The sequence below is a fragment of the Gluconobacter wancherniae NBRC 103581 genome (assembly GCF_007988885.1).
In the GTDB taxonomy this organism is placed as follows: domain Bacteria; phylum Pseudomonadota; class Alphaproteobacteria; order Acetobacterales; family Acetobacteraceae; genus Gluconobacter; species Gluconobacter wancherniae.
Genome location: NZ_BJUZ01000005.1, coordinates 1 through 22,612, shown reverse-complemented (window position 1 = coordinate 22,612; position 22,612 = coordinate 1). Strand labels below are relative to the sequence as shown.

16 protein-coding genes and 1 pseudogene are annotated in these 22,612 nt (G+C 51.1%); 5 read left to right on the top strand and 12 right to left on the bottom strand.

Going from position 1 to position 22,612, the window contains the following annotated elements; genetic code table 11:
- Positions 1–157 precede the first annotated feature (157 nt).
- From GWA01_RS13285 to GWA01_RS12450, 3 genes are all read right to left on the bottom strand, one after another.
- Positions 158–1,960, bottom strand: coding sequence for a hypothetical protein (locus tag GWA01_RS13285; RefSeq protein ID WP_228118648.1), 1,803 nt, complete (start codon positions 1,958–1,960; stop codon positions 158–160).
- Positions 1,961–1,993: 33 nt separating this feature from the next.
- The gene (locus GWA01_RS12455) at positions 1,994–2,401 is read right to left on the bottom strand and encodes a MobC family plasmid mobilization relaxosome protein (RefSeq protein ID WP_146798575.1); all 408 of its coding nucleotides are present in this window, start codon (positions 2,399–2,401) and stop codon (positions 1,994–1,996) included.
- A gap of 288 nt (positions 2,402–2,689) precedes the next feature.
- Positions 2,690–3,199 carry a hypothetical protein gene (locus GWA01_RS12450; protein WP_146798573.1) on the bottom strand — a complete coding sequence of 170 codons (510 nt, stop codon included), beginning with the start codon at positions 3,197–3,199 and terminating at the stop codon, positions 2,690–2,692.
- A 443-nt stretch (positions 3,200–3,642) separates the two neighbouring features.
- Here GWA01_RS12450 and GWA01_RS12445 point away from each other — a divergent pair, with 443 nt between their 5' ends.
- Together GWA01_RS12445 and GWA01_RS12440 are read left to right on the top strand one after the other, a co-directional pair.
- Positions 3,643–5,277: a tyrosine-type recombinase/integrase gene (locus tag GWA01_RS12445; RefSeq protein WP_146798571.1), complete on the top strand. Its 1,635-nt coding sequence runs from the start codon at positions 3,643–3,645 to the stop codon at positions 5,275–5,277.
- Positions 5,278–5,434: 157 nt separating this feature from the next.
- Positions 5,435–6,772, top strand: a complete 1,338-nt coding sequence (locus GWA01_RS12440) for a replication endonuclease (protein ID WP_228118647.1) — start codon at positions 5,435–5,437, stop codon at positions 6,770–6,772.
- Between the two features lie 68 nt (positions 6,773–6,840).
- Here GWA01_RS12440 and GWA01_RS12435 read toward each other — a convergent pair.
- Positions 6,841–7,791: pseudogene (locus tag GWA01_RS12435) on the bottom strand (IS5 family transposase).
- 449 nt (positions 7,792–8,240) lie between these two features.
- On the opposite strand from GWA01_RS12435, the gene GWA01_RS12430 reads away from it, so the two are divergent.
- Positions 8,241–10,400 carry a Hint domain-containing protein gene (locus tag GWA01_RS12430; RefSeq protein WP_146798559.1) on the top strand — a complete coding sequence of 720 codons (2,160 nt, stop codon included), beginning with the start codon at positions 8,241–8,243 and terminating at the stop codon, positions 10,398–10,400.
- A 446-nt stretch (positions 10,401–10,846) separates the two neighbouring features.
- Here the strand turns inward: GWA01_RS12430 and aroE are convergent, their stop codons facing one another.
- The 3 genes from aroE to GWA01_RS12415 form a co-directional block, all read right to left on the bottom strand.
- Entirely contained in the window at positions 10,847–11,704 is an 858-nt protein-coding gene (aroE, locus tag GWA01_RS12425) for a shikimate dehydrogenase (protein ID WP_146798556.1), read from the bottom strand.
- Between the two features lie 211 nt (positions 11,705–11,915).
- Positions 11,916–14,603 carry an aconitate hydratase AcnA gene (acnA, locus tag GWA01_RS12420; RefSeq protein WP_146798552.1) on the bottom strand — a complete coding sequence of 896 codons (2,688 nt, stop codon included), beginning with the start codon at positions 14,601–14,603 and terminating at the stop codon, positions 11,916–11,918.
- A gap of 53 nt (positions 14,604–14,656) precedes the next feature.
- Positions 14,657–15,679, bottom strand: coding sequence for an isocitrate/isopropylmalate dehydrogenase family protein (locus GWA01_RS12415; RefSeq protein WP_146798548.1), 1,023 nt, complete (start codon positions 15,677–15,679; stop codon positions 14,657–14,659).
- Positions 15,680–15,838: 159 nt separating this feature from the next.
- Here GWA01_RS12415 and GWA01_RS12410 point away from each other — a divergent pair, with 159 nt between their 5' ends.
- Positions 15,839–16,777, top strand: coding sequence for a LysR family transcriptional regulator (locus tag GWA01_RS12410; RefSeq protein ID WP_146798544.1), 939 nt, complete (start codon positions 15,839–15,841; stop codon positions 16,775–16,777).
- A 64-nt stretch (positions 16,778–16,841) separates the two neighbouring features.
- On the opposite strand, the gene GWA01_RS12405 is transcribed toward GWA01_RS12410, so the two are convergent.
- From GWA01_RS12405 to GWA01_RS12385, 5 genes are all read right to left on the bottom strand, one after another.
- Positions 16,842–17,279: a DUF934 domain-containing protein gene (locus GWA01_RS12405; RefSeq protein WP_146798542.1), complete on the bottom strand. Its 438-nt coding sequence runs from the start codon at positions 17,277–17,279 to the stop codon at positions 16,842–16,844.
- Entirely contained in the window at positions 17,266–18,936 is a 1,671-nt protein-coding gene (locus GWA01_RS12400; RefSeq protein WP_146798540.1) for a nitrite/sulfite reductase, read from the bottom strand. The genes GWA01_RS12405 and GWA01_RS12400 overlap by 14 nt, the downstream gene beginning before the upstream one ends.
- Position 18,937: 1 nt before the next feature.
- The gene (locus GWA01_RS12395) at positions 18,938–19,249 is read right to left on the bottom strand and encodes a DUF2849 domain-containing protein (protein ID WP_146798538.1); all 312 of its coding nucleotides are present in this window, start codon (positions 19,247–19,249) and stop codon (positions 18,938–18,940) included.
- Between the two features lies 1 nt (position 19,250).
- Positions 19,251–20,708: a siroheme synthase CysG gene (cysG, locus tag GWA01_RS12390; RefSeq protein ID WP_186819575.1), complete on the bottom strand. Its 1,458-nt coding sequence runs from the start codon at positions 20,706–20,708 to the stop codon at positions 19,251–19,253.
- Positions 20,709–20,787: 79 nt separating this feature from the next.
- A complete protein-coding gene (locus tag GWA01_RS12385) occupies positions 20,788–21,240 on the bottom strand; it encodes an RrF2 family transcriptional regulator (protein ID WP_146798534.1) in 453 nt (150 codons plus the stop codon).
- Between the two features lie 170 nt (positions 21,241–21,410).
- On the opposite strand from GWA01_RS12385, the gene cysK reads away from it, so the two are divergent.
- Entirely contained in the window at positions 21,411–22,406 is a 996-nt protein-coding gene (cysK, locus tag GWA01_RS12380; RefSeq protein ID WP_146798531.1) for a cysteine synthase A, read from the top strand.
- Positions 22,407–22,612 lie beyond the last annotated feature (206 nt).

Genomic DNA, 22,612 nt, shown 5'->3' with positions numbered 1-22,612 from the left:
TGGGTGGATTTTGCATGTGCAAAAATTTGTTTTTACAACTACAGAATAGGAATTCAGGAATAAACACCAAGGTTTTATCGGCCGTTAGGCGCTCATCTGGAGGGTTCTAAAAACCCCTTAAGCGACCGGAGATACAATCCATAACCGATTGGCATGACTACAAAAGAGCAGCTTGAATTGAGGGGGTTGCCACCCTCTCAATCTTAGAACGTTGATGAGACACTATTTTTGGCGACTCTTCTAACGCCAGAGGTCGTTGCATGGCGTCAAACAGCCTAACTTCATTCAATGTCCCTTGAAAGTCACCGCACCTTTTGAGGGTCTCAATACGGGCCCTGACCTCTCCAGGAATACGGCGTGGCAGTCGTGCGAGCGTTTCAAGCTGCATGACCATCTGCTCAGCTTTTTCCACCTCTGGCACACGATCTTCGTGCCATTGTGCAATCACGCGAGCGCGTTTGTGCTCCGCATCACGGCATCGGCCCTTAACCCAATCCCGGCAGGCCTTCTCATCAAGAAGAGTCTTGAGAAGATCTGCCCTCCTCTCGAGATAATCTTGACGGGCCATCTCCTGCTCTACTGGAACAGGGATCTGAAGCGGCGCAGGCTTTTGATTGCTTAACCCGAGATGATAGAGAATGAATTCAACACAATATCTGAGGATTTCAGCCAGTTGAGCTAAAGCCTCCTGCAATACCTTTTCCGCGTCTGAGATTTTTCGTTTTCGAAAAAATTCCCATTTCCGCTCTTCAAGCTCATTGAGCGCTTTACGGGCCTCTGCGACCAAAGCATTCGCCTTCCTCAGCTTGGCCCAGCCCTGTCGCATCATTTTCATAACGTCTGCCGTCTGCATATCCAGAGAGACTTTTGACCCATATCTCTTTTCTAACGGATGCCTGGCGTTCAGAACGGCACGGGCCGCTTGCATCTCCCTCTTCCAGTCCTTGAAATAGATCTGCAATCCGGGGCTCAGGCGCTCAGGGTTTTTGAATGGCACAATGCTGAGCAGACGCTCTTGGATCCGAAGTCGTTCTGCCTTCGTCTCGTCTGTATGTTCCCGCTGGCTCAGGAAGGCCCGTCTGGCCTCTCGTGCTTCACTCTTTTGAGCAACTGGGCGCAGGTCCAGAAGCGGCTTCTTGGAGGCTTCGTCTTCAAGAAGCTGTCGGAAGTCTTTCATTCTGACTTTCGTCAGTCGCGTGAATGACCCAATCAACACGCCATCAGCTGTCTCGATGATGTGGGCCTCACGCCCGCGATCTGTTCGGTCTCCAGCCCGCATGTGCCAGTTCTTGCTCGACAGAAAATGTCTGAATTTCCGCAAATCATTCTCTGACTTCTCCCAGAACGTCATGATCTCGCGTCGAGCAGTGGGAAGATCAAAATCCTGGCGTTCCGCCATCCGTCTTGCTTGTGACGTGTAGGCTGCAACGGGAGGCGGTGTCTTCTCAGTCGGAATTAGGGCTTCAACTTTTCTGGCAGCGTCATGCTCTCCGGACTCTCTGAGGGCTTTGACGATAGCTTTGTCATGCCTTCCTGGCACCAAAGCGTGCCCCAACTTTACCTCTGCGAGACGGGCCAGCTTTTCCAACCTGACCCATGAGAATTTGCTACTGAGAACGTGAGACTGCTGCCACTCGGGAAGCAGGAGATGGCCGTGGGTTTTCCCGTCTTTCTGATGAATCACGAAGGTCATTCGTTCGGGATCAGCCTCAAGTTCTCGGCAGATGTCTCCTGCAAAGTCAGACAGCTGCTGATCTGTCATCGTCTCGGAGGGATTAAACGCAATGTGCCTCAGGCCGTATCGAATGCCTTCGCGTTTCGCTTCTTTCATCCAATCCTTGAGCAGATAGTCGCTGCCCGAAATGCGACGGATGGCTTCGTTCTGGGCTCCCGAGAGAACATGACGTGAAACCGCCTGATGCCCGCTGCTGCTCTTAATTCTGGTTTCTTGAACAATCATCGTATCGCACCTTGCGAAGACCTGATCGCCGGTTCAGTGCACCAAGTGCACGGGAACAGAATGAGAGGGGAGTTTTACGCGGCGGATACGCACGGGACGTAGGGTTTTCAACAAACTATCTGTCCGGTCCTTGAGGCGGTCGATGTGCTCCAGCGTATCACCACAGGCCACAGCATCGCCAAGATGGGCGGCGTGGGCGAGTTGGTTCAGGTTATTACCAATGCGGGACAGATCGCTTCGCAGGCTACGGATCTCGGAACCAATGTCGCCGCCTGAGCGATGAGAGACTTCTGCATCGTGCAGCAAGGTTCGAACCCATGCAGCCGTTGTGACATGGCCGAGGGCATGCGCAGCATTGTTCCAGCGTTCAAGCTCTGTGGGCGAAGCCCGAACAGAGAGGCGAGAGGACCGGTGACGGGATGGAGATGGGGCGATAGGCATAACGGGGCATCCTGTTTTCTTTTTCGTTTGTGGGGGTCAACGGGGGAGGTACTCCCCCTTGCCAGCTGTCGAATGGTTACCCTTGGGTAGCCATTCGACACTGCTGGCTCAGCTCAAGAGAACCTCAGAAAACAGGATAGCAATTCAGAAACTGAATTTCAGAAAACGACAGAAGAAAATTAGAGGAGCTATCAAATTTCTTAAAATAAATTCTTCACCGTGGAGTGCCTGCCCGGAAACATCACACCAGACAGGCAAATAATTATTCAAAAACTATTAAGGTAAAGCTTACTCGCATTTACCTTTGCAGGCTGTTGGAACGGCTTTGCCGTCCCTCTTCAAAACGCCCGTGGGAATGTCGTAGACATACGTTACTGCGGGGGTACCCTTAAAACGAAGTGGACGAAAAGCGGGAAAAGTCAGCGTCACACTTTTGCCCGGAACGATAGCGCGCTGTGGTTCATCATCACAATTCCCGAACCAGGCCATCGGAGTTGCAGAGGTTCCTGTTACCTTCACGATGGAGAACAGGGCCGGACAGGCCGTTCCTCCGACGTCCGTTAGAAGCAGATAATCCGCATCTGCTGTCTGGGTAATTTTTTCGACAAACATTCCACTATTGCCGTCGATTTCAGGAGTAGTGAGATGACCATTCACCTTGAGAACATTGTCGGAACCATCTGCTAAACCAAAACGGGTCTGGGCCATATGGATGTCATCTGCCAAAGCCGCACCTCCAGACAAAAAAGGCGCTATGGCAAAAAGAAAGCTCGAAAGTGCGAAACCTGAAATTTTCATGATATGTCCCATCGTTCATTCATAATTTCGTTCGCTGCCAGCTTTCTATTCTAGTCCCAATAGAACTGGAATTTCAGGGCACGCGGGTCATGTGAGACCACCACGTTAACCGTACAGTCTCAGATATTCTTGAAGCCTTTTGTAACGTTTGAGTCCAGTCTCCACACATCGTGCGACTGCCTACAATGAGAGCTCTCAAGAGAGGCTTGACGTTACCAGAATGTCTGCCAGACTCTTGACGAGTATATGGCAATGGAAAGACTGGCGTCGGCGTTTTCGACGTATTTTCAACGGTTTGTGTGCGGGATACGTCCCGCAACATTGGGTTCGAGTCCCGCAGCTCGCACCACATATAAGTTATTGAAAATAAACGGCTTTTAGGGTTTTCAGTAACCCGGAGCCCCCATTCTTCTACAAAGGGCTTCTACAAAACGAGCCCTGTTGTGCTGATTCGTCTGCAATCCGGTTTCCACTTCAGACGCGGAATTCCTCTCCGCTTCAGGCCGATTCTGGGAAAGCGGGAAATCTGGCATTCTCTTGAGACGCCAAACAGAAATCTTGCCAGAACCCGTGCCTGTGCCATGTATGGACTGACCTCTCAGCTTTTCGAGTGCATCAGTCTGGCCATGTCTCACCCGGAAGAAACATCTTCGCTCAACACTGTGATTGAGACGTTTCAGGAAGCTCTCTCCACCTCGGACCTTCATCCTGTCCAGCAGGACCTGTTTCAGTCCATTATCCAGACCTATGACAGTGAGATTCAGGCTCTGAAAGCTCGCTATAACACCATGAATGCCGAGCATCTTCTGGCAAGGATGGAAGACCACCAACGGGTCTCCAGCGTGCTTGAAAAGATTGGTCCCGAAATCAACGCCCTGACAGATATCATTTACAAACTGGGCAAGTCTGCAAGGAACCCGGGCGAGGTCGCTTTGACAAAGCTCGCAGAGCAGGTTGCCGTGCTGACACAACTTGTTCAGCTTCCAGCCCCCAAGCCTTCCCCCCTGTTCTCGGAAGCGTCCGAAACCTTCCTGAGCCTCAAGGCCAAGAAAGCCAAACCCTCCGTCATCGCCGAACATCGCAACACGTATAAAAGGTTTGTCGAAATCTGTGGTGACAGACCTATCCGCGACTATGCGGGAGAAGATGCCTCCGATTTCAAAACAATGATGGAGCAACTGCCGGTCAATTACGGCAAAAACCGCAAGGATATGCGGACCGTCGCTGAACTGGTCTCAGAAGCCAATAGGAAAAATCTGGAGCGTATCTCAGGAAAAGCGACCAAGAACCATTTCACACGACTGTCTGCTCTCTGGCGCCATTATGAACCCATCGGCAAGGTTGACCGCAACCCGTTTGTTGGAGGCTGGAAGTTCGACACCACAGCAAAAACACAGCGTATCCGCTGGTCAAACGATGACCTGATAACGCTCATCGAAAATCCATGGCCGTTCCAAACCATCAGTCAGGCCACTTTTGGTCTGATTGTCGGCATCGCGTCCTATACGGGAATGCGGGAGGAAGAAATCTGCCGACTGCGACCGCAGGATATCATCCAGATCCAGGATGTCTGGTGCATTGTGGTGCAGGTCCACCGTGCTCATAAAGACGCACCCTGGGAAGCATGGGACCCCAAGACTGAAGCCGGTGCTCGCATCGTTCCCCTGTGTCAGCCCCTCCTGGATACGGGCCTCGCAGAGATGGCCGAACGTGCTAAAAACCAGCGACGTCGTTATCTGTTCAAGGACCTGAATTTTACAGGCATGGACATGAAACGGTCCGGAATCTTCCAGAGAAATTTCTCGAGCTTTAAATCGCGCCTCGGCATTGGCCGGGAGAAGGTTTTTCATTCTTTCCGGCACAACGTCTCAACCAAGCTCCGCAATATTCATGAACATGGCGACGGTGGACTTCGAGAGTCATGGATTGATGATTTTCTCGGACATGAAGGCTTGAACAAGTCGGTTGGCAATACCGTCTATTTCGATGACGTGGATATCACAAACCTCAAACGTGTTGCGGATTCCATGTCATATCCTGAGTTTTGGGACCTGAAGAGATTAATGGGAAAACAATAATCCCTCTTCGAAACAAAACTGCAAGACCATCTGCTATACTTCCCTCTCAGGACTGGAGAACATCCCGAAGACCATTCAGGAGAAGGAAGTAAGGCATGTATCTGCGACAAAACCATTATAGACCATTCTGCTTCTCTCCACGCTTATACGGGGAAAGATGCAGGATGATGTGCAGTATGACGAGATAGACCACTGGATAAGAACCACCAGACCAGACATCTGGCGCAGACTGTTGCCCCTGCATGTTTTTTACAAGAACGTAATCACCCAAAAGATCGCAGGAAACTGCGAATTTCTGGCCTGTTTTGAAGAAACCGAACAGGTTGCCATGGACGTCGTGGCCTGGGTTGAAACCCTGCCCGAAGACCTCGTTTCCGGCTTTAACCTTCTCTCCCAATCTTATGACGAGCTGAAACAGACCCAGCGAATCACAGGACAGGTTCTCACACGCAAAGCCAACAGGTTACGCCGTAATCTCCGCAGGGTTCTGGACCTCTCCCCGGAACGGGACAGGATTCAACAGTCTTTTGACGCCGAGAAACTGACAGCCAGCAAAACGTTCATCGTCGTTCCTGACAGACAGAACCCGGACACCGGACTGTCTGCTCATGATTTACGTCAGTGGCATCTCAAAAAACATTACGCAGTCACGCTGGCGATAGCCGACAGCCTGCACGACTTCGCCACGGGATTTCTGGACTATCAGGGACTGTTTCTGACCCTGACCTTACCCGGATCATACCATGCCTGTTCCTATGAAGAGGCCAAAGCCGAAATCTCCAGACGCTGGAAAAGTGTCAGACGCAAAGCCCGGGAGAAGGATATTCTCCTGCCGGGGATGACAGCGCTGGAACTCCAGAATGATGAAACACCGCATTACCATATCCAGCTCTATGTAGACCCCTCCCAGAGAGCCTGGCTTGAGGAACAGATCCTTCAGGCGTTTCCAAATGAAGTGGACCGACAGGCAGACGCCATCAAGGATATCCGCGATGTGCTGTCTGTTTCGCGATATCTCACCAAGGACTATGGAAAGCCCGAAACCAGCCTGACGTTTATTGGACTGACCCGGGACATCCGAAGCCGTTATACGAGTATTCATGCAGGCAAACGCTATGGCACTCTGTCCGATGCAAGAGTTGCCACAGCTCACAGGCTGATAAAGCGAAAAGCCCTTGGTGGAACAGCCCTGCTCCTGATGCGGAGATTTTCCGATGAGAGATTGAACCGGATATCAGCCCGTCATCCCGATTTCCATTATGTCCGCAGAGGAATGCCGAGAACGCTGACCGCTCTGGTGCATGTCATGCATTTCAGAACAGTGAAGGATTTCAATGCATCTCCTGTCAGCCAGACATCCATGGTCAGACGTCAGAATTCAATCAGGACAACAGCACTTCATTCTGATGTCATTTCAAGTTGTTTAGAGGTAGAGGGATCGAAGAACTGTTGGTTGATGCGCTTGGCTGGTGATTTTTGGCTTTTGGCGCTTTGATTGACGGTTCTTTGGGTCACTTTTGATCTGCGTTTTGAGCAGATCAAGGGCTGTCCCCCGCTGGATAGCTATGCGTTTGCGTTCAATCTTTCGAGGAAGAGCAAGCGGCGCATGTTGTAGACACTATTGGCCAGTCCGATCCTCATGGTGGCCCGGGTGATGCCGACAGTTCGGACGAACAGACCCATTTGCGATTTCTGATCAGCAAAGACATGCTCGACACGCGAGCGTATCACCGATTTTCTTGCATTGGACCGCTGGATATGGAGTGGCACGGGTTTGAGATGCGGCTTCTTCGTGTAAACCTTTGAGACAAAGCCCTCATTGGCTTTTGAGCGATACGCTGTATCAGCCCAGACGCTTGAGGCCATATTGGCTTTATCCAGCAGCCCCTCTCTCAATCGCGCGCCATCGCTGGCGGCAGGATCCGTTGCGGGGATCGTTCCGTCATCCTGCCGCTTCGCTTTGGTGAACTTCAGTGTCCAGCGCGCATGGCGATCCTTGTGGGACAATTTGGATGGCTTATCCTGCCAGTCTTCAGGAATACGCCCTACCCGGAGGTCGGCTTTCTCAGCGTTCGTGTTGCGCTACTTTGGAGCGGCTACCAATGTTGCATTCAGGATCTGGCCCGACATCGGCAGATAGCCTGCGTTTCGCAGGGCTGTATCAAAACAATTGAACAGACCCTCAATCGCTCTCGCCTGCGTCAGGCGTTCACGGAACAACCAGAGTGTTTTGGCATCAGGCACACGGTCCGACAGCCCCAGGCCAAGGAAACGCATGAAGGACAGGCGATCGTTGATCAGATATTCCGTCCGTTCATCAAACAAATTGTTGAGCGTCTGGATCACCAGGGTTTTGAACATCAGTACCGGATCAAACGGCGGACGCTCGCCTTTACTCCCATCTGAATAGGCCAAAGCCTGCTCCAGATCAGGGCGGAACGCTTCAAGCTGATCACCAAGCCCGCTCAGCCGAGCAAGCCGCTCTTCAACATCAAAGAAACCAAGCTGTTTCATAGAGCCATTCCCTCAATCAAAACACAGGAAATGGAATCACAGACAACCGTTCAGAGCCAGAGGGTTTTTTCGAACCCTCCATCTGTTGCCACCTGCCTCAGTAGCGGACCGCGGCTCAAGGCAATTCTCACCGCACCATGGCAGAATTCTTCTGCGTGCGTCACAGCCATGGTACCCCGCCCCTCCTGAGTCACGCTTAAAACGCTCAGTCAACACGCATAAAACCGGAACAGGTCCATTTCATGCCCGTCACGGAATGAGAGCAGAACTTCAATTACACTCAACAGGCCATAAGCGATTGTAACACAATCATTTTGTAAATTAAGGAAAAATCGTTAATATTTTAATGTCAATTTATTAAATTTACCAAAAAAATAACGTATTTTCTTGATTTGATAAAAAAAACATTTACGCTCGACTTCGCAAACCCTCAAAAGGATGTAGCAGTTATGAGTGACACTTTCCAAAATGGTGGGACAAATAGCACAACTCAAACCTACACTGCGAGCGTTACAGTAAACCCTTCTTCATCAAACACACTTACCAACACTAAATCAGGACAGCTATTATTTACGCCACCAGCAGCTAATACTGTTTATATATATGGAAATCTAACAAATGCGGGAATTATTTCCTATATTCCCTCAACAGTAGGCTCCGGGAACACCTTTTATCTGGGGAGTGGGTCTTCGAATACACTCAACAATACAGGGTCAATAACCTACAATCAGTCTAATACGACTTCCGAATCAAGTGTTTACCTGCAGTATGGAACAATCAATAACAGCTCTTCGGGAAGCATAACCTTAGAGTCTGCGGGCGCTTCAACAATCAGTGCTCCCTACGTTGTAAATCTTACAAACGAAGGCAACATTCGAGTTCTTGATACCAGCGGATCAGGAATGACGTCCAACTGGGGAAACGGAAGCGGGACCTTTAACAATACCGGCTCTTTTTCCGTAGATGACTCTGCTGGATCCTCAGGATCAACTACAAATCTCAATTTCAAACAAATAGCAAATTCAGGCTCTGTTTCTTTCAGTGTTCCCGCAGCTTCCACAATAATTACACAGGTAGGTTCTGGCGGCTTTGCGAACACAGGAAACTGGTCCATAACATCAAAGGGCAATGGCGCTGGTAATATTCAAATTCAAGGCGGCTCTTCTTCTTATACGAATAATGGAACAATAAACGTAACAGACGCCAACCTTATTATTGCCAATGCTCTTACTGGCTCAGGCGGAACTGTTAATCTCACCAACAATGCTAATTTGACGTTACAGGGAACAAACACCGGCTCTGGTCAGACATTCAATTTTTCCAGTGCAAATAACACTCTTAATGTCTCGAACGGTGCGACATTTAAAGGAATTATCCGTGGCTTTAGCCAAGGCGACCAACTTGACCTGAACGTCACAGGAACAGCAACTTACAATAAAACTACTGGCATTCTAACAATTACTGGATCTTCAAATACTTACACTTATGATGTGGGAAAGGGATACACGGGAACCTTTAGCGATAGCACTGGTGGCGTTGTTACTTATAAGGGCACAACGCCTTGTTATCTTTCTGGGTCAATGATCCGCACTCCCGATGGAGAGAAAGCTGTCGAGGACATATCCGTTGGTGACACGCTCATGTCATGGGATAACGCGGCAAACTCAGACGTGACGAAATCCGTTGTCTGGGTCGGCTCAAAGTCTGTTGTGGCAAACCCGTCACTTCCTATCGATCTTGCAGGCTATCCAGTACGTATTCTTAAAAATGCACTTGCCGATGGCATTCCCTATCAGGACCTACTCGTCACCGCAGAGCATTGCATGTTCCTTGATGGTAAATTCGTTCCCACCCGTATGCTGGTCAATGGGCGTTCGATTTTCTACGATACCTCGATGGTCCGCTTCGACGTCTTTCACATCGAAACAGAAGAACATGCTGTTTTAACAGCCAACGGCGCCCGTTCGGAATCTTTCTTGAACACCGAAAATCATGGCCTCTCGCGCCGTAATGGCAAGATTGTTTCCATCAATGCTCATCGCATCCCGACCTGGGACGATGCCTCAGCTCCACTGGATGTCTCTCGCGAGTTTGTTGAGCCGCTTTTTCACAAAATTGAAAGCAGGGCAGGCATCGGAGAGTGCACCACACAAAGCCATCAGCCGATACTGACAAATGACCCCGACCTGCATCTACTCACCGATACAGGTACAGTGATTTATCAGGCCCGCAAAGGCGATGACCGTGTCATGTTCATGGTCCCCACAGGCGTACGGCAAGTTCGAATTGTATCAAACTCCGGTCGCCCAAGCGATGTAATCGGCCCATTCGTTGATGATCGTCGTGAGCTTGGGGTACTGGTGGGAGGCATCACGCTATTTGAAAGTAACGAGACGCGCAACATTAGGTCTCATCTGGATAACGTTGATCTAGCAGGATGGAACAACATCGAAGACGGCCAAATGCGCTGGACCACGGGTAATGCGGTTTTACCATTAGGTGAGCGTCAACCGAACAGCGTTGCAATACTTGCCCTGCAGATCAGAGCAGCAGGCCCATACATCGTCACGACACCACGGCCGCAGGACAAAATGCTCCTGACAGCCTAATCGTTATACTCAAAAAATTAGCGTATAGTGCTCCGGTTCAGCTTGTCAGAACTGGAGCACTTTTCGTCTACAGAGGCGTTTTCATGGCAACGAGCGTCCTTCTCCAACTTGGCTAAATCCAGACGCCATAATAAGCTCAGGAATCCAATGAATGTTCACGTTGGCTAGTCCACTTTCCGACACTGGTTCAACAAAACGAACGCGAGTTTATTAACCTATATCGCTTTTTGCGCCCGGAACTGAAATTGAGTGTTCAAAAATATATTGAGCGGCGCACCCAAACATAAATGTGGCACTTGCACCCCAAAAAACCGGATCAACTGGAGATTTAATCAAACTTCATATGGAGCGACATATTTTTAGAATTATTACGGTTTGAAATCGAAAGTAGCGCACACATCTACATGAAGCAGATGGTGTGCGCTCTAAAATTAATGGCTTTACGCTTATTTTTTCACACCGAAAATATCTTCAAGTGCATTTTTCATGGCCGTCGCATCCAAAGTTTTTCCCAACCAAAATTCTGCACCAATAATTCCCTGATGTACGAGCATACCCAGACCGGTGAGCGTTATGCATTCGCGTTTCTTTGCTTCCTGTAAAAAACGGGTAACAGGCGGGTTAGGAATTACGTCTGCGACAATCTGACCTTTTTTCAGTGTTTCAAGATCTACAGGAGGAATAGCTTCAGCGTTTCCCAAGCCTATGGAAGTCGCATTGATGATGATATCGACATCATCCGGTACGCTTGCATTTCCCTTCCAGACATGTGCACTGGCTTTAGTGTGTGTTTTGTCTTCAATCAGGTCAGCAATTTTTTCCGCCTTTGCCTTGTCCCGATTGATAATACGAATGTGTTTTGCGCCTGCCAGAGCGAGTTCCACTGCAATGGCACGCGCTGCACCACCAGCACCGAGTAGTAGAATTTTTTTTCCTTCCGGCTCTGCTACTTCTTTGAGAGATGCGAGAAAGCCCTTCCCATCGGTATTATACCCGGTAAGCTTTCCCTTACGTATCGCCACGCAGTTCACAGCGCCAATAATTTTTGCTGATTTTTCAATATCGTCGAGAAAATCAATAACGGCTGCTTTATGCGGCATGGAACAGTTAAAACCAGCCCACTCCATTGCCCGCGCACCATGGACTGCATCTTCAAGGTTATGAGGTTTAACGTCACAATTAATGTAGCGCACGTCCAGACCTGCATGACGGTACGCGGCTTCCATCATGGCAACTGTAGGATTATCTGCACTCGGCGTCGAAAACGAACCTGTCAGTACACTCAAGAAACTCTGGCTACTCATCACTTTCTCCTCTGCGATACATGCACAATAATCGTATCGTCACACGCTTTCACGATGGGCTGTGAAAAGATATGTGGAAAGAGTGAAGCGGTTTTTTTCGGTCAAAACCTCTTGATCATCTTTTTTAGAAACCGTGTGTAATGAGTATTTTTCGGAAATATCCCACTGCCCCGAACAGGAAAGTAGGATATTTCCGATATTCTTTAAAAAATCAGGCTGTCATGCCGCGTAGAACGAAAGGTAGAATTCCACCATTACGGAAATACAGCACTTCATCTATCGTATCGACGCGACACATCAGAGGTACATTATCCGTACTCCCATCTGCACGAATAATGGTCATGTGTAATGTCCCACGAGGCTCGAGCTTCTCGATACCATGAATTTCGATGGTTTCACTTCCGTCAAGCCCCAGTGTCTTGCGCGTTGTTCCCGGCTCAAACGTCAATGGCAAAACGCCCATACCGATGAGATTAGAACGATGGATGCGTTCGAAGCTTTCGACGATCACTGCCTTAACACCCAGCAGTCTTGTTCCTTTTGCTGCCCAGTCTCTCGACGAACCCATGCCGTATTCCTTGCCGCCAAAAATAACCAGCGGCGTCCCCTCAGCAGCATAGCGCGTTGCGATATCGTAGATCGTTCCGGTTGCGCCATCGGGATGATGCACACTCATCCCACCTTCGGTCCCAGGCGCCATTTCGTTGCGAATACGAATATTTGCAAACGTACCGCGCACCATCACGCGATCATTCCCTCGTCGGGAGCCATATGAATTAAAATCGCGATATTCGACGTTATGCTGCCTCAGATATTCGCCAGCCGGCGATGCCTTCGCAATTGCGCCCGCAGGAGAAATATGATCCGTCGTGGTATTATCGCCCAGAAGCGCGAGAATGCGTGCACCCTTGATATCCAACGGCAAAACGGCTTCCCGAGTCAGGCCATCAAAATATGGCGGCTCCTGCACATAAGTCGAATTTTCCTGCCAATCGTACGTTGCAGATGCCGTGGCGACTGCAAGATTCTGCCATTCCTTCGTGCCCTTTGAAATCTGGCTATAACGGTCGACAAATGCCTCACGCGTTACTGCGGAGCCAACAAGGCTGGCGATTTCAGCATTGCTTGGCCACAGATCCGCAAGGCGAATATCCCGCCCATCAGACGCCTGACCGATAATAGCAGTGGTGATATCCTCGCACATGGTGCCCAGCAAAGCATACGCAACCACCAGCGGAGGGCTCGCAAGGTAATTAGCTCTGACATTGGGAGAAATACGGCCTTCAAAATTCCGGTTACCCGACAAAACCGACGCCGCAACCAGCCCATTATTTTCAATAGCATCAACAATAGCAGGCGCTAGCGGACCTGAATTTCCGATGCAGGTTGTGCAGCCATACCCTACAGTTTCAAAGCCCAGCGCATCGAGATCAGCCGACAAACCTGCGCGATCCAGATAATCCGTAACAACCTGAGAGCCTGGTGCCAGAGAGGTTTTCACCCATGGCTTTGGCTTGAGCCCGAAAGCGCGTGCCTTTCGCGCTATAAGGCCTGCAGCAATCAGAACAGCCGGATTAGACGTATTTGTGCATGATGTGATGGCTGCAATTACAATGGAGCCGTGCCCAAGCGAGTAATCAGCTCCAGCCACGGCGACACGCTTTTTTGTGTCAGCCGACTGCACACCCAAACTCTCCGTTAGTGCAGAGTCAAATGCGGTTTTTGCAAGCGCAAGATCAATGCGGTCCTGAGGACGCTTTGGTCCCGAAATAGAGGGGCGAATGGTTCCAAGATCCAGTGACAGAACAGCCGAGAAGACTGGATCCGGCGTGGAGGCATCGCGGAACATGCCCTGCGCCCGCAGATATGCTTCGGTCAAGGCGATACGGTGTTCGTCACGGCCAGTCTGGCGGAGATAATCCAGAGTCAGGGCATCAACCGGGAAAAATCCGCAGGTTGCGCCATATTCAGGCGCCATATTTGCAATGGTCGCGCGATCTGCAACTGGCAGATAATCCAGCGCGGAACCAAAAAATTCCACAAATTTCCCAACAACACCTTTCGCGCGCAGCATTTGCGTGACTGTCAGGACGAGGTCTGTTGCGGTGGTACCTTCTGGTAACTTTCCTTCGAGGCGGAAACCAATCACGTCGGGAATCAGCATGGAAATAGGCTGCCCAAGCATCGCGGCTTCCGCTTCAATGCCACCAACCCCCCAACCCAGTACCCCAAGACCATTCACCATCGTGGTGTGTGAGTCAGTTCCATACAACGTGTCAGGGTAGGCATAATCGACGCCATCAACATTGGCAGTCCATACAACCTGCGCGAGATATTCCAGATTGACCTGATGACAGATACCGGCACCAGGCGGAACGACACGCAGATGCTCAAATGCTTCCTGCCCCCACCGCAGGAAGGCGTAACGCTCGGCATTGCGCTCAAATTCAATGGCAACATTGCGCTCAAGAGCATCGGCCGTACCGGACACATCCACCATAACGGAGTGGTCGATCACCAGATCAACCGGCACCAGTGGATTAACTTTCCGCGGATCCCCGCCAAGCGACACAACACCGTCCCGCATGGCAGCCAGATCGACAACAGCCGGAACACCGGTAAAATCCTGCATTAGGATACGGGCAGGTTTGAACGGAACTTCACGCGTGGACGACGCCGCTTTCAGCCAGTCAGCAACCGCATGCGCATCTTCAACCGTATAAGTTGTGCCGTCCACAAAACGGAGCTGGTTTTCCAGCAAGATCTTCAAGCTGACCGGGAGACGGGCGAAGTCTCCCACACGCTCAACCACGGCCGGAAGAGAAAAATACCGGTATGTGCGGCCCTCGACAGAAAGCTCGCGCGTGCTTTCGAGAAGATCAGATCCGATCTGTTTCATGTGTTCACATTCCCTGTATGCAGAAATTTACTGTCGAAGGCGAGAAGCGCCAGTTACTGTATCGCCTGAAGCAGAGCCTGCGTGACGTCCTGCGTGGTCGCCGTGCCACCCAGATCCCGTGTGCGAATGCCACCGCTGGTGACCACCTGTTCAATCGCCATATCCAGCCGCCCGGAAAGATCCTGACGCCCCACATGAGCGAGCATCATACTGCCTGCCATCATGAGTGCCAGCGGGTTCGCAACCCCCTTCCCCGCAATATCAGGGGCAGAGCCGTGAACAGCCTCAAAGACGGCCACTTTCTCACCAATATTGGCGCCCGGTGCCATTCCAAGACCTCCCACAAGTCCTGCTGCCAGGTCAGAGAGAATATCGCCAAACAGATTGGTTGTTACGATAACGTCATAATTCTCTGGTTTGATAACCAGTTCCATTGCGCAAGCATCAACAATACGCTCCTCAACCGCAATGCGTCCTTCATATTCCGCCGCAACACGGCGACCTTCGTGTAGGAAAATTCCGCTCAGAATTTTGAGAATATTGGCTTTGTGAACAAGAGTGACCTTCTTGCGATTATTCGCCACCGCATATTCAAATGCAAAACGAACAATGCGATTGCACTCTGCGCGCGTATTGAAGCCTGCACCATAGGCAACAGCTTCCGGGTCATCGCCGACAGGAAGATAATGCTCCATCGCAGCATATAATCCCTCAATGTTTTCGCGAACGACAACAAGGTCCACGTTTTCGAAGCGCCCTCCTGGAACGATCGTTTTCGTGGGGCGAAGATTTGCATACAGGCCAAACTGCTGACGCAGCGTGACATTAATTGATCTGAACCCAGTTCCGACTGGTGTCGTCAGAGGCCCCTTCAGCGCAAGCCCTGTACGGCGCAGACTGTCGAGTGTCGATTCCGGTAGGGGCGTCCCTTCGGCTTCCAATGCCCCCATACCCGCAGCATGATGCTCCCAGACAAACGGTGCATCCAGAGCCTTCATCACAGTCGTCACAGAAGACATGATTTCCGGGCCGATTCCGTCACCGGAAATGAGGGTGGCGGGAATGGTTTGAGTCATCGGAACGGGTCCTCTTTGCAGGCTCTTTTGCCGGTTTTCCAGACATCAGAGCTCATTGTAACAATCCAGCCGGGAGCCGACGGCAAACGGACCCTAGAAGGGAAAGCGGAATGATACCAATATAGAACACGTACTTTATCCATACCCAGAAGGTATGACATGCTCGAACTTCGACACCTGCGTTCCCTGATTGCAATTTCCGAGGAAGGCAATCTGACCCGTGCTGCCGAGAGGTTGGGAATACAACAACCACCACTGACACGCCTGCTCCGCGCCCTTGAAACAGATCTCGGCATCCAGCTTTTTGAACGACACGCCCGCGGCGTCCATCCGACATCGGCAGGCCGAAGCATGATCAAAGGCGCATATGAAGTCCTTGAACGCGTCGAGGATACTCTGGAAGATGTCCGACGTGTCGCGAGAGGCGAAAGCGGAGAGCTATCCATCGGATTTACAAATTCCGCAATGTGCCATCCAAGCCTCCCGGCTGCTTTGGGTGAATTTCGTGAGGCTTGGCCTGACGTACTTCTTTCGCTTACGGAAGGAAATTCAACCCTGCTACTCGGTGGAATCAGGGATGGCACAATCGACGCGGCATTCATCCGAACATCAATTGCAGACCTGTCTGACATCGCAGTCGAATTGATTCTTGATGAGCCAATGGTTGTTGCCCTCCCATCAACTCATCGCTTTGCACGCTCTCAGCCTTCTGGGGGCCTGATGCTGAAAGATCTTGCGGATGAAGACTTCATTCTTTACCAGAGCCAATACAATAACGGCCTATACAAAACAGTGATCGATGCCTGCCTTGGCGCTGGTTTCACACCAAATATCAAACAAAAAGCGCCGCAGTTGATGTCAGCTCTGAATCTTGTTGCAGGGGGTCTAGGCGTCTCGCTAGTGCCGCAGTCTGTGCATCAACATCATATCAACAGGGTCAGCTACGTACTACTGGCACCCAATACACCACTCACAGCACCACTTTATCTGGTGTTTCGTTCTTCCAAAATGTCCGGCGCCAAACTGTATTTCATTCATCAGGCTCGACGAATTCGCACGGCTGAAAAAGCGCATAAAACACGTATGACAGAGGCCTGATCTATAAAGAATTCGATCAGGAATATAAAAATGGGCGTCCCACATTCCTGCAGGACGTCCAAAATCAATTCGGTTTCACACGAAGCCCAACACCAAGCGGCGCTTCCGGAAGGACCGCTCGCTGATACGCTTCATGAAACCGATGGAGTTGCTTTTCCCATAGCGCCGGATCACTCCCCTCCGACAGAACAACACTATCCACGCCACAGCGTTTCAGAAAAGCAGCCTGATCCGGAAGAATATGGCCCTCTGCCCGGATTTCACCGTTGAAGCCTAAATATTCTCTCAAAGCCCGTGCCTGTGTGAACGGGCGTCCATCACGGAAGATCGGAAACCTTAGAACAACCAATTCCAGATGCGCTAAAAACGGCTTCAACCGTTCAGGGTCATGCTCTGCTTCAAGCAGCACAGCACGGGCATCCGGAAAATTCTGTAATTCATCGAGGGGAACAAGCTGTTCATGGAAGTTTGAGGCGCGTGCCCCAAGATCAAACAGCTTCATATGCAGCGTCCTTGAAGGGGACATCCCCTAGCCGAGAGAGTGTATCCAGGAATGTTTCACCAGCCGTACGCTTGCCAAGATAACAGTCCACAATGCGCGCAATGGCGTCTACCGTGTCGTCCTCTGGCAAAGCCGGACCGAGGATGGAGCCAATAGCCGCACCCTGATCAGCCCGACCACCCAGAGTAATCTGGAAAAATTCCTCTCCGCGCTTATCCACACCAAGCAAGCCAATATTACCTGCGTGATGATGCCCGCAAGCATTGATGCAGCCAGATATATTGATGCTCAAAGCACCGATTTCTGCCTGCAAATCCGCGTTTCCAAAGCGCGCGCCAAGCTTTTGCGCAATCGGAATGGACCGTGAATTGGCCAGAGCGCAATAATCCAGACCTGGGCAAGCTACGATATCACCAATAAGGCCAACATTCGCGGAAGCCAGACCAACCTCTCTCAGGCTCAACCACAGATCGTGCAGCCTGTCCTGACGAACATGTCCAAGCACTACGTTCTGTAGATGCGTAATCCGCAATTCGCCAAAGGAATGCACGTCAGCCAAATCGGCAAGGCGCTTCATTTGCACACTCGTTGCGTCCCCAGGAATACCGCCAGCCGGCTTCATGGAAACAACAGCAATTATGTGCCCAGATGCGCGATGCTCGTGGGTATTGCTCCGCACCCAGAGATCAAATTCACGATCTGCGATACGCTGCTGAGCAAGCACTTCAGACGCATTATCCGGCGCCACAAGTTCCGGCACAGCAAAACGTGCACGGATCGCCGCGACGGTTTCAGGCGTAAGGCGGTAGTGATCAGGATTCATGAGGGCGAGTTCAGCCTCCACTGCCTCGCGATAGGCTTCGATGCCGATAGCCTGAACCAGAATTTTGATCCGCGCCTTGTAGATATTATCGCGCCTGCCATGAGCATTATAGACACGAACAATAGCTTCAAGCGTCGCCAACAAACGATCTTCAGGAACAGCGTCAAAAATTTCCTGCCCTATGATCGGTGTGCGCCCCATGCCTCCGCCAACAAAAATCCGAAAAACGGTACCGTCCACCCCGGGACGCGCGAGAATGCCGATATCATGAAAACGCGCAGCCACACGATCGTTAGGGCTACCGGAAATAGCGATCTTGAACTTACGCGGAAGAAACGTAAACTCAGGATGCAGCGTAGACCACTGCCGGAGAATTTCAGCATGGACCCTCGGGTCCACAAGCTCGTCAGCCGCCGCGCCCGCAAATTCGTCAGACGTCACATTGCGAATGCAGTTACCGCTCGTCTGGATGGCATGCATATCCACGTCGGCAAGCTCACGCAGAATGGCAGGCGTGTCTTCAAGACGTATCCAGTTGAACTGGATATTCTGACGCGTCGTGAAATGCCCATAATCACGATCATAGCGATGGGCAATATCCGACAGCTTTCTCATCTGCCTGCTGTCAAGAATACCATACGGGATGGCAATCCTGAGCATATAAGCATGAAGCTGCAAATACAGACCGTTCATCAGTCGTAGTGGCTTGAACTCATCTTCTGTCAGTGTTCCGTCAATCCGACGCTGCACCTGACTCTCGAATTCTTCAATGCGTGACTGAAGAAAATTACGATCAATCTGGTCATATTGATAATGACCTACAGGAGCGTTCATCTTACGCCTCCGTTGCAAACTGTGGATGAACAGTCGGTCCATGCGCCCGAATGCGCTCACGAACACTCACAGGCTCAATGGCTGAGCCGTCCTGAACTGCCACTTCATAGACACCGACAACGCCATCACGCTGAGCATTGTGCTTCGCGTTCTCAAGTGCCAGTTCCGCGGACTCAGCGTCATACGTCTCGGCGTGGCGGATCTGAGGTAACCATTGTCCGAAAGCATCCCGCCAAACAATCTGTCCATCCAAAAGGCGGTTAGCTGTCAGGACGAGCTTTTCGCCTGCAGACAGCCGGGTTGGACGTTTCATTTCAAGAGATCTCCTGGTGTACGGCAAGCGGGGACTGGGCAGCGGTCACAGCAACGGTGACGTTCCGAAGATCACGACGATGCTTCACAACCTCCCCCACAATCGTGAGTGCTGGTCCACGAAGTTCAGCGGAACTGGCAAGATCGGCCAGAGTTTCCAAGGTTCCGACAATCACACGCTGGTCTGCACGTGTTCCCTTTTCGATGATCGCTGCTGGCCAATCAGGGGGCAGACCATGCGCGATCAGCTGACACGCAAGCTCACCGAGTGGCGCAAGCCCCATATAGATCGCTAGTGTCTGACCTTTCCGTGCAAGGCTCGGCCAGTGCAGGTCGAGTGTCCCATCAGTGCGGGCGTGGCCGGTCAGAAACAGGCAACTTTGTGCACAGTCCCGATGTGTCAGTGGAATACCTGCCGCAGCCCCACAGCCGCTTGCAGCTGTAATACCCGGAATGATCCGGACGGGTATGTCGGCATCCACAAGAGCCTCCATTTCTTCACCACCACGTCCAAAAATAAATGGGTCGCCGCCCTTCAGACGCAACACACGCTCACCACGCTTTGCACGACGAATAATCTCGGCATTGATTTCGTCTTGAGGCAAAGTGTGGTGGCTACGACGCTTACCCACAAAAACACGATCTGCATCCCGACGGACGCGATCCAGGATTTCTGCAGGCACCAGATGATCATATAAGACACTGTCAGCGTTCTGCATCAGACGCAGCGCGCCCAGTGTCAAAAGGTCCGGATCTCCTGGCCCAGCTCCAACAAGCCACGCTTCGCCCGTACAGGACGTGCGGGTAATTGCTTCTTCAAGACAAACTCTCGCAGCATCCGTATCCCCCCCTAAGGATGCTTCATAACCCGGACCATCCAGGAAATCCTCCCATGCGCGCTTGCGTTCAAGCATATCGGGGAGAGCTTCACGGATCCATGGGCGTTGAGCGTGCATGAAACGCGCAGTGTCACCCAAGCCGCTTGGCAACATGGCTTCAATCTGAAGACGCAGTCTGCGCGCCAGAACAGGCGCTGCGCCCCCTGTAGAAATCGCCACCTGTACCGGATGCCTGTCGACCAGAGCAGGCGTGATGAAACTGGATGGCTCCGGCTCGTCAACCACACAGACAAGAACATTAAAAGACCGAGCAATCTGCGCCACACGCCGATTCAAAACACGGTCATCAGTCGCTGCAAAAACAATGCGTGTCTGTGGAATACGTTCTTCCAGAAGAGCGTCCGTCACCTGCCCTTTAACGACCAACAGGCGCCCTTGTTCTTCCCAAAGCTGAATTTCATCGCAGGTATCCGCAGCCAGAACACAGATCTCCGGGCAGCGCCCCAGAAGAAGGCGAAGCTTATTGGCGGCCACGTTGCCGCCCCCCACAACAAGAGCCTTGGTATCATCAAGGCGAAGAGCAATCGGAAGAAAGGTACCAGGATTCGTCATTACATTAATGAGAATGCTTCATTAGAAACGAAAATCCAACAGAAATGATCGTGATTTAGTGAATTATTTTATTCACTAAATCATTTCATTAAATTGAGAATGAGATGGGAGCGCGGTTCGGGCGTCGCAAACCAGCATCCTCAGCCTCACGTATCAGGTCATCCAGCGTCACTCCGGACATTCTTTCGGAAACTTCCTTATCCAAAGACTGCCAGAACGGCCCAACAACCTTTTGAAACAGGCGGCTACCCTGTGACTCTTCGTCTGCTTCCCTCTCAGCCAGAGTAGCAGCCTCCACTATTTCCTTAAGAGAAATCGTTCTCTGAGCCCGAGCCAGCCGATATCCACCCTTAGGCCCACGAATGCTATCGAGAAGCTGGGCCCGAGACAAAGCCTGCAAGACAGGCTCTATGCCCCGTCGAAGCATATCACCGCGGCGCGCAATGTCGGCACCACTCACAACTCCTGCGCGCCCCGCATAAAAAGCAACATCCAACATGATGGAAACAGCCGTGAGGGCACGGTCGCGACGTAGGTACATCGGGAAATCCACAGAAAAGAATGACAAAAAGAGGCTTTTGATCAAATCATGCGATCATTTTTCGTGAATTTGTTATATTTTCTAAAAAAAGTCAATCTTTCAAAGCGACTTGTAACAGACGCTCCAAGAACGGCGCTGCAAAACGACACACTTTCTGATAGAGGAAATATATGATCAAAAAGGCTCCATCTTCCGTATCCTTCCATGAAACATTCTCCGCCCCGCGAGGTCGCGTGTATGAATCTTTCTTACAAACTGTAGGCGGAACGCCGCTTGTGGCGTTACCCCGCCTGACAGAACAGGATGGCCTTAAAGCCCGCGTCCTGCTCAAGCTGGAGTTTTTTAACCCTCTTGGCTCGGTCAAGGATCGGATAGGAGTTGCCATGCTCCAGGATGCGACCCACAGAGGGATCATAACACCCGGCCGCACGGTTCTTATTGAGCCTACTTCAGGAAATACAGGAATTTCCTTGGCATTCGCCGCAGTTGCAATGGGCTACCGGCTGATCGTCACAATGCCAGAGGGTGCCTCAATAGAGCGTCGAAAAATGCTTGCCCTGATGGGAGCTGAAATTGAACTAACACCCACCACGCTGGGTATGAGTGGTGCTATTCAAAAAGCGGAAGAATTGCTCGAAACCCTGCCAGACGCATGGATGCCCAGTCAGTTCACCAATGAGGCAAACCCTGCGGTACACGCAGAAACAACAGCTGAAGAAATTTGGATTGATACAGATGGCGCAGTGGATATGGTTATTGCTGGTGTAGGAACGGGAGGTACAGCTTCCGGCATTGCACACCGCCTAAAGCCACGAAAAAAGACGCTCAAGGTTTTTGGTGTAGAACCCCAGGAGAGCGCAATTCTAAACGGGGATGAACCAGGACCACACGGCATTCAGGGTATAGGACCTGGTTTCTGTCCTGAAACACTAGATCTAAAGGCACTGGATGGAATTATCGAAGTCGCAGAGCGTGACGCTATAACGACGGCTCGGCGATGTGCCTCGATAGAAGGTATTCCCATCGGGATTTCAGCAGGCGCAGCGCTCCATGCAGCTCTCGAGCTTGGCAAACGTGCGACCAACAAACAAAAAACGATCGTGGCAATCGTCCCATCGTTCGCGGAACGCTATCTCTCTACAAACCTGTTCTCAGGACTTGGCTAAGGCTCAACGTTCATAAACACAAAATACTGGCGGCAAAGCAATTTGTCGCCAAATACGGAGCGAGACGAAGGCCGGATGCTGGCTTTGGTTTGGGATGAGGTTTTTGATGATGGTTGTGAGACGAACAGTGACGGTCTCATGAGGCATTTCCGCTTTGCGCCATCTGGGCGCTGGCGTTTTTGATTAGTTTTTAGTGAGGGTATTTA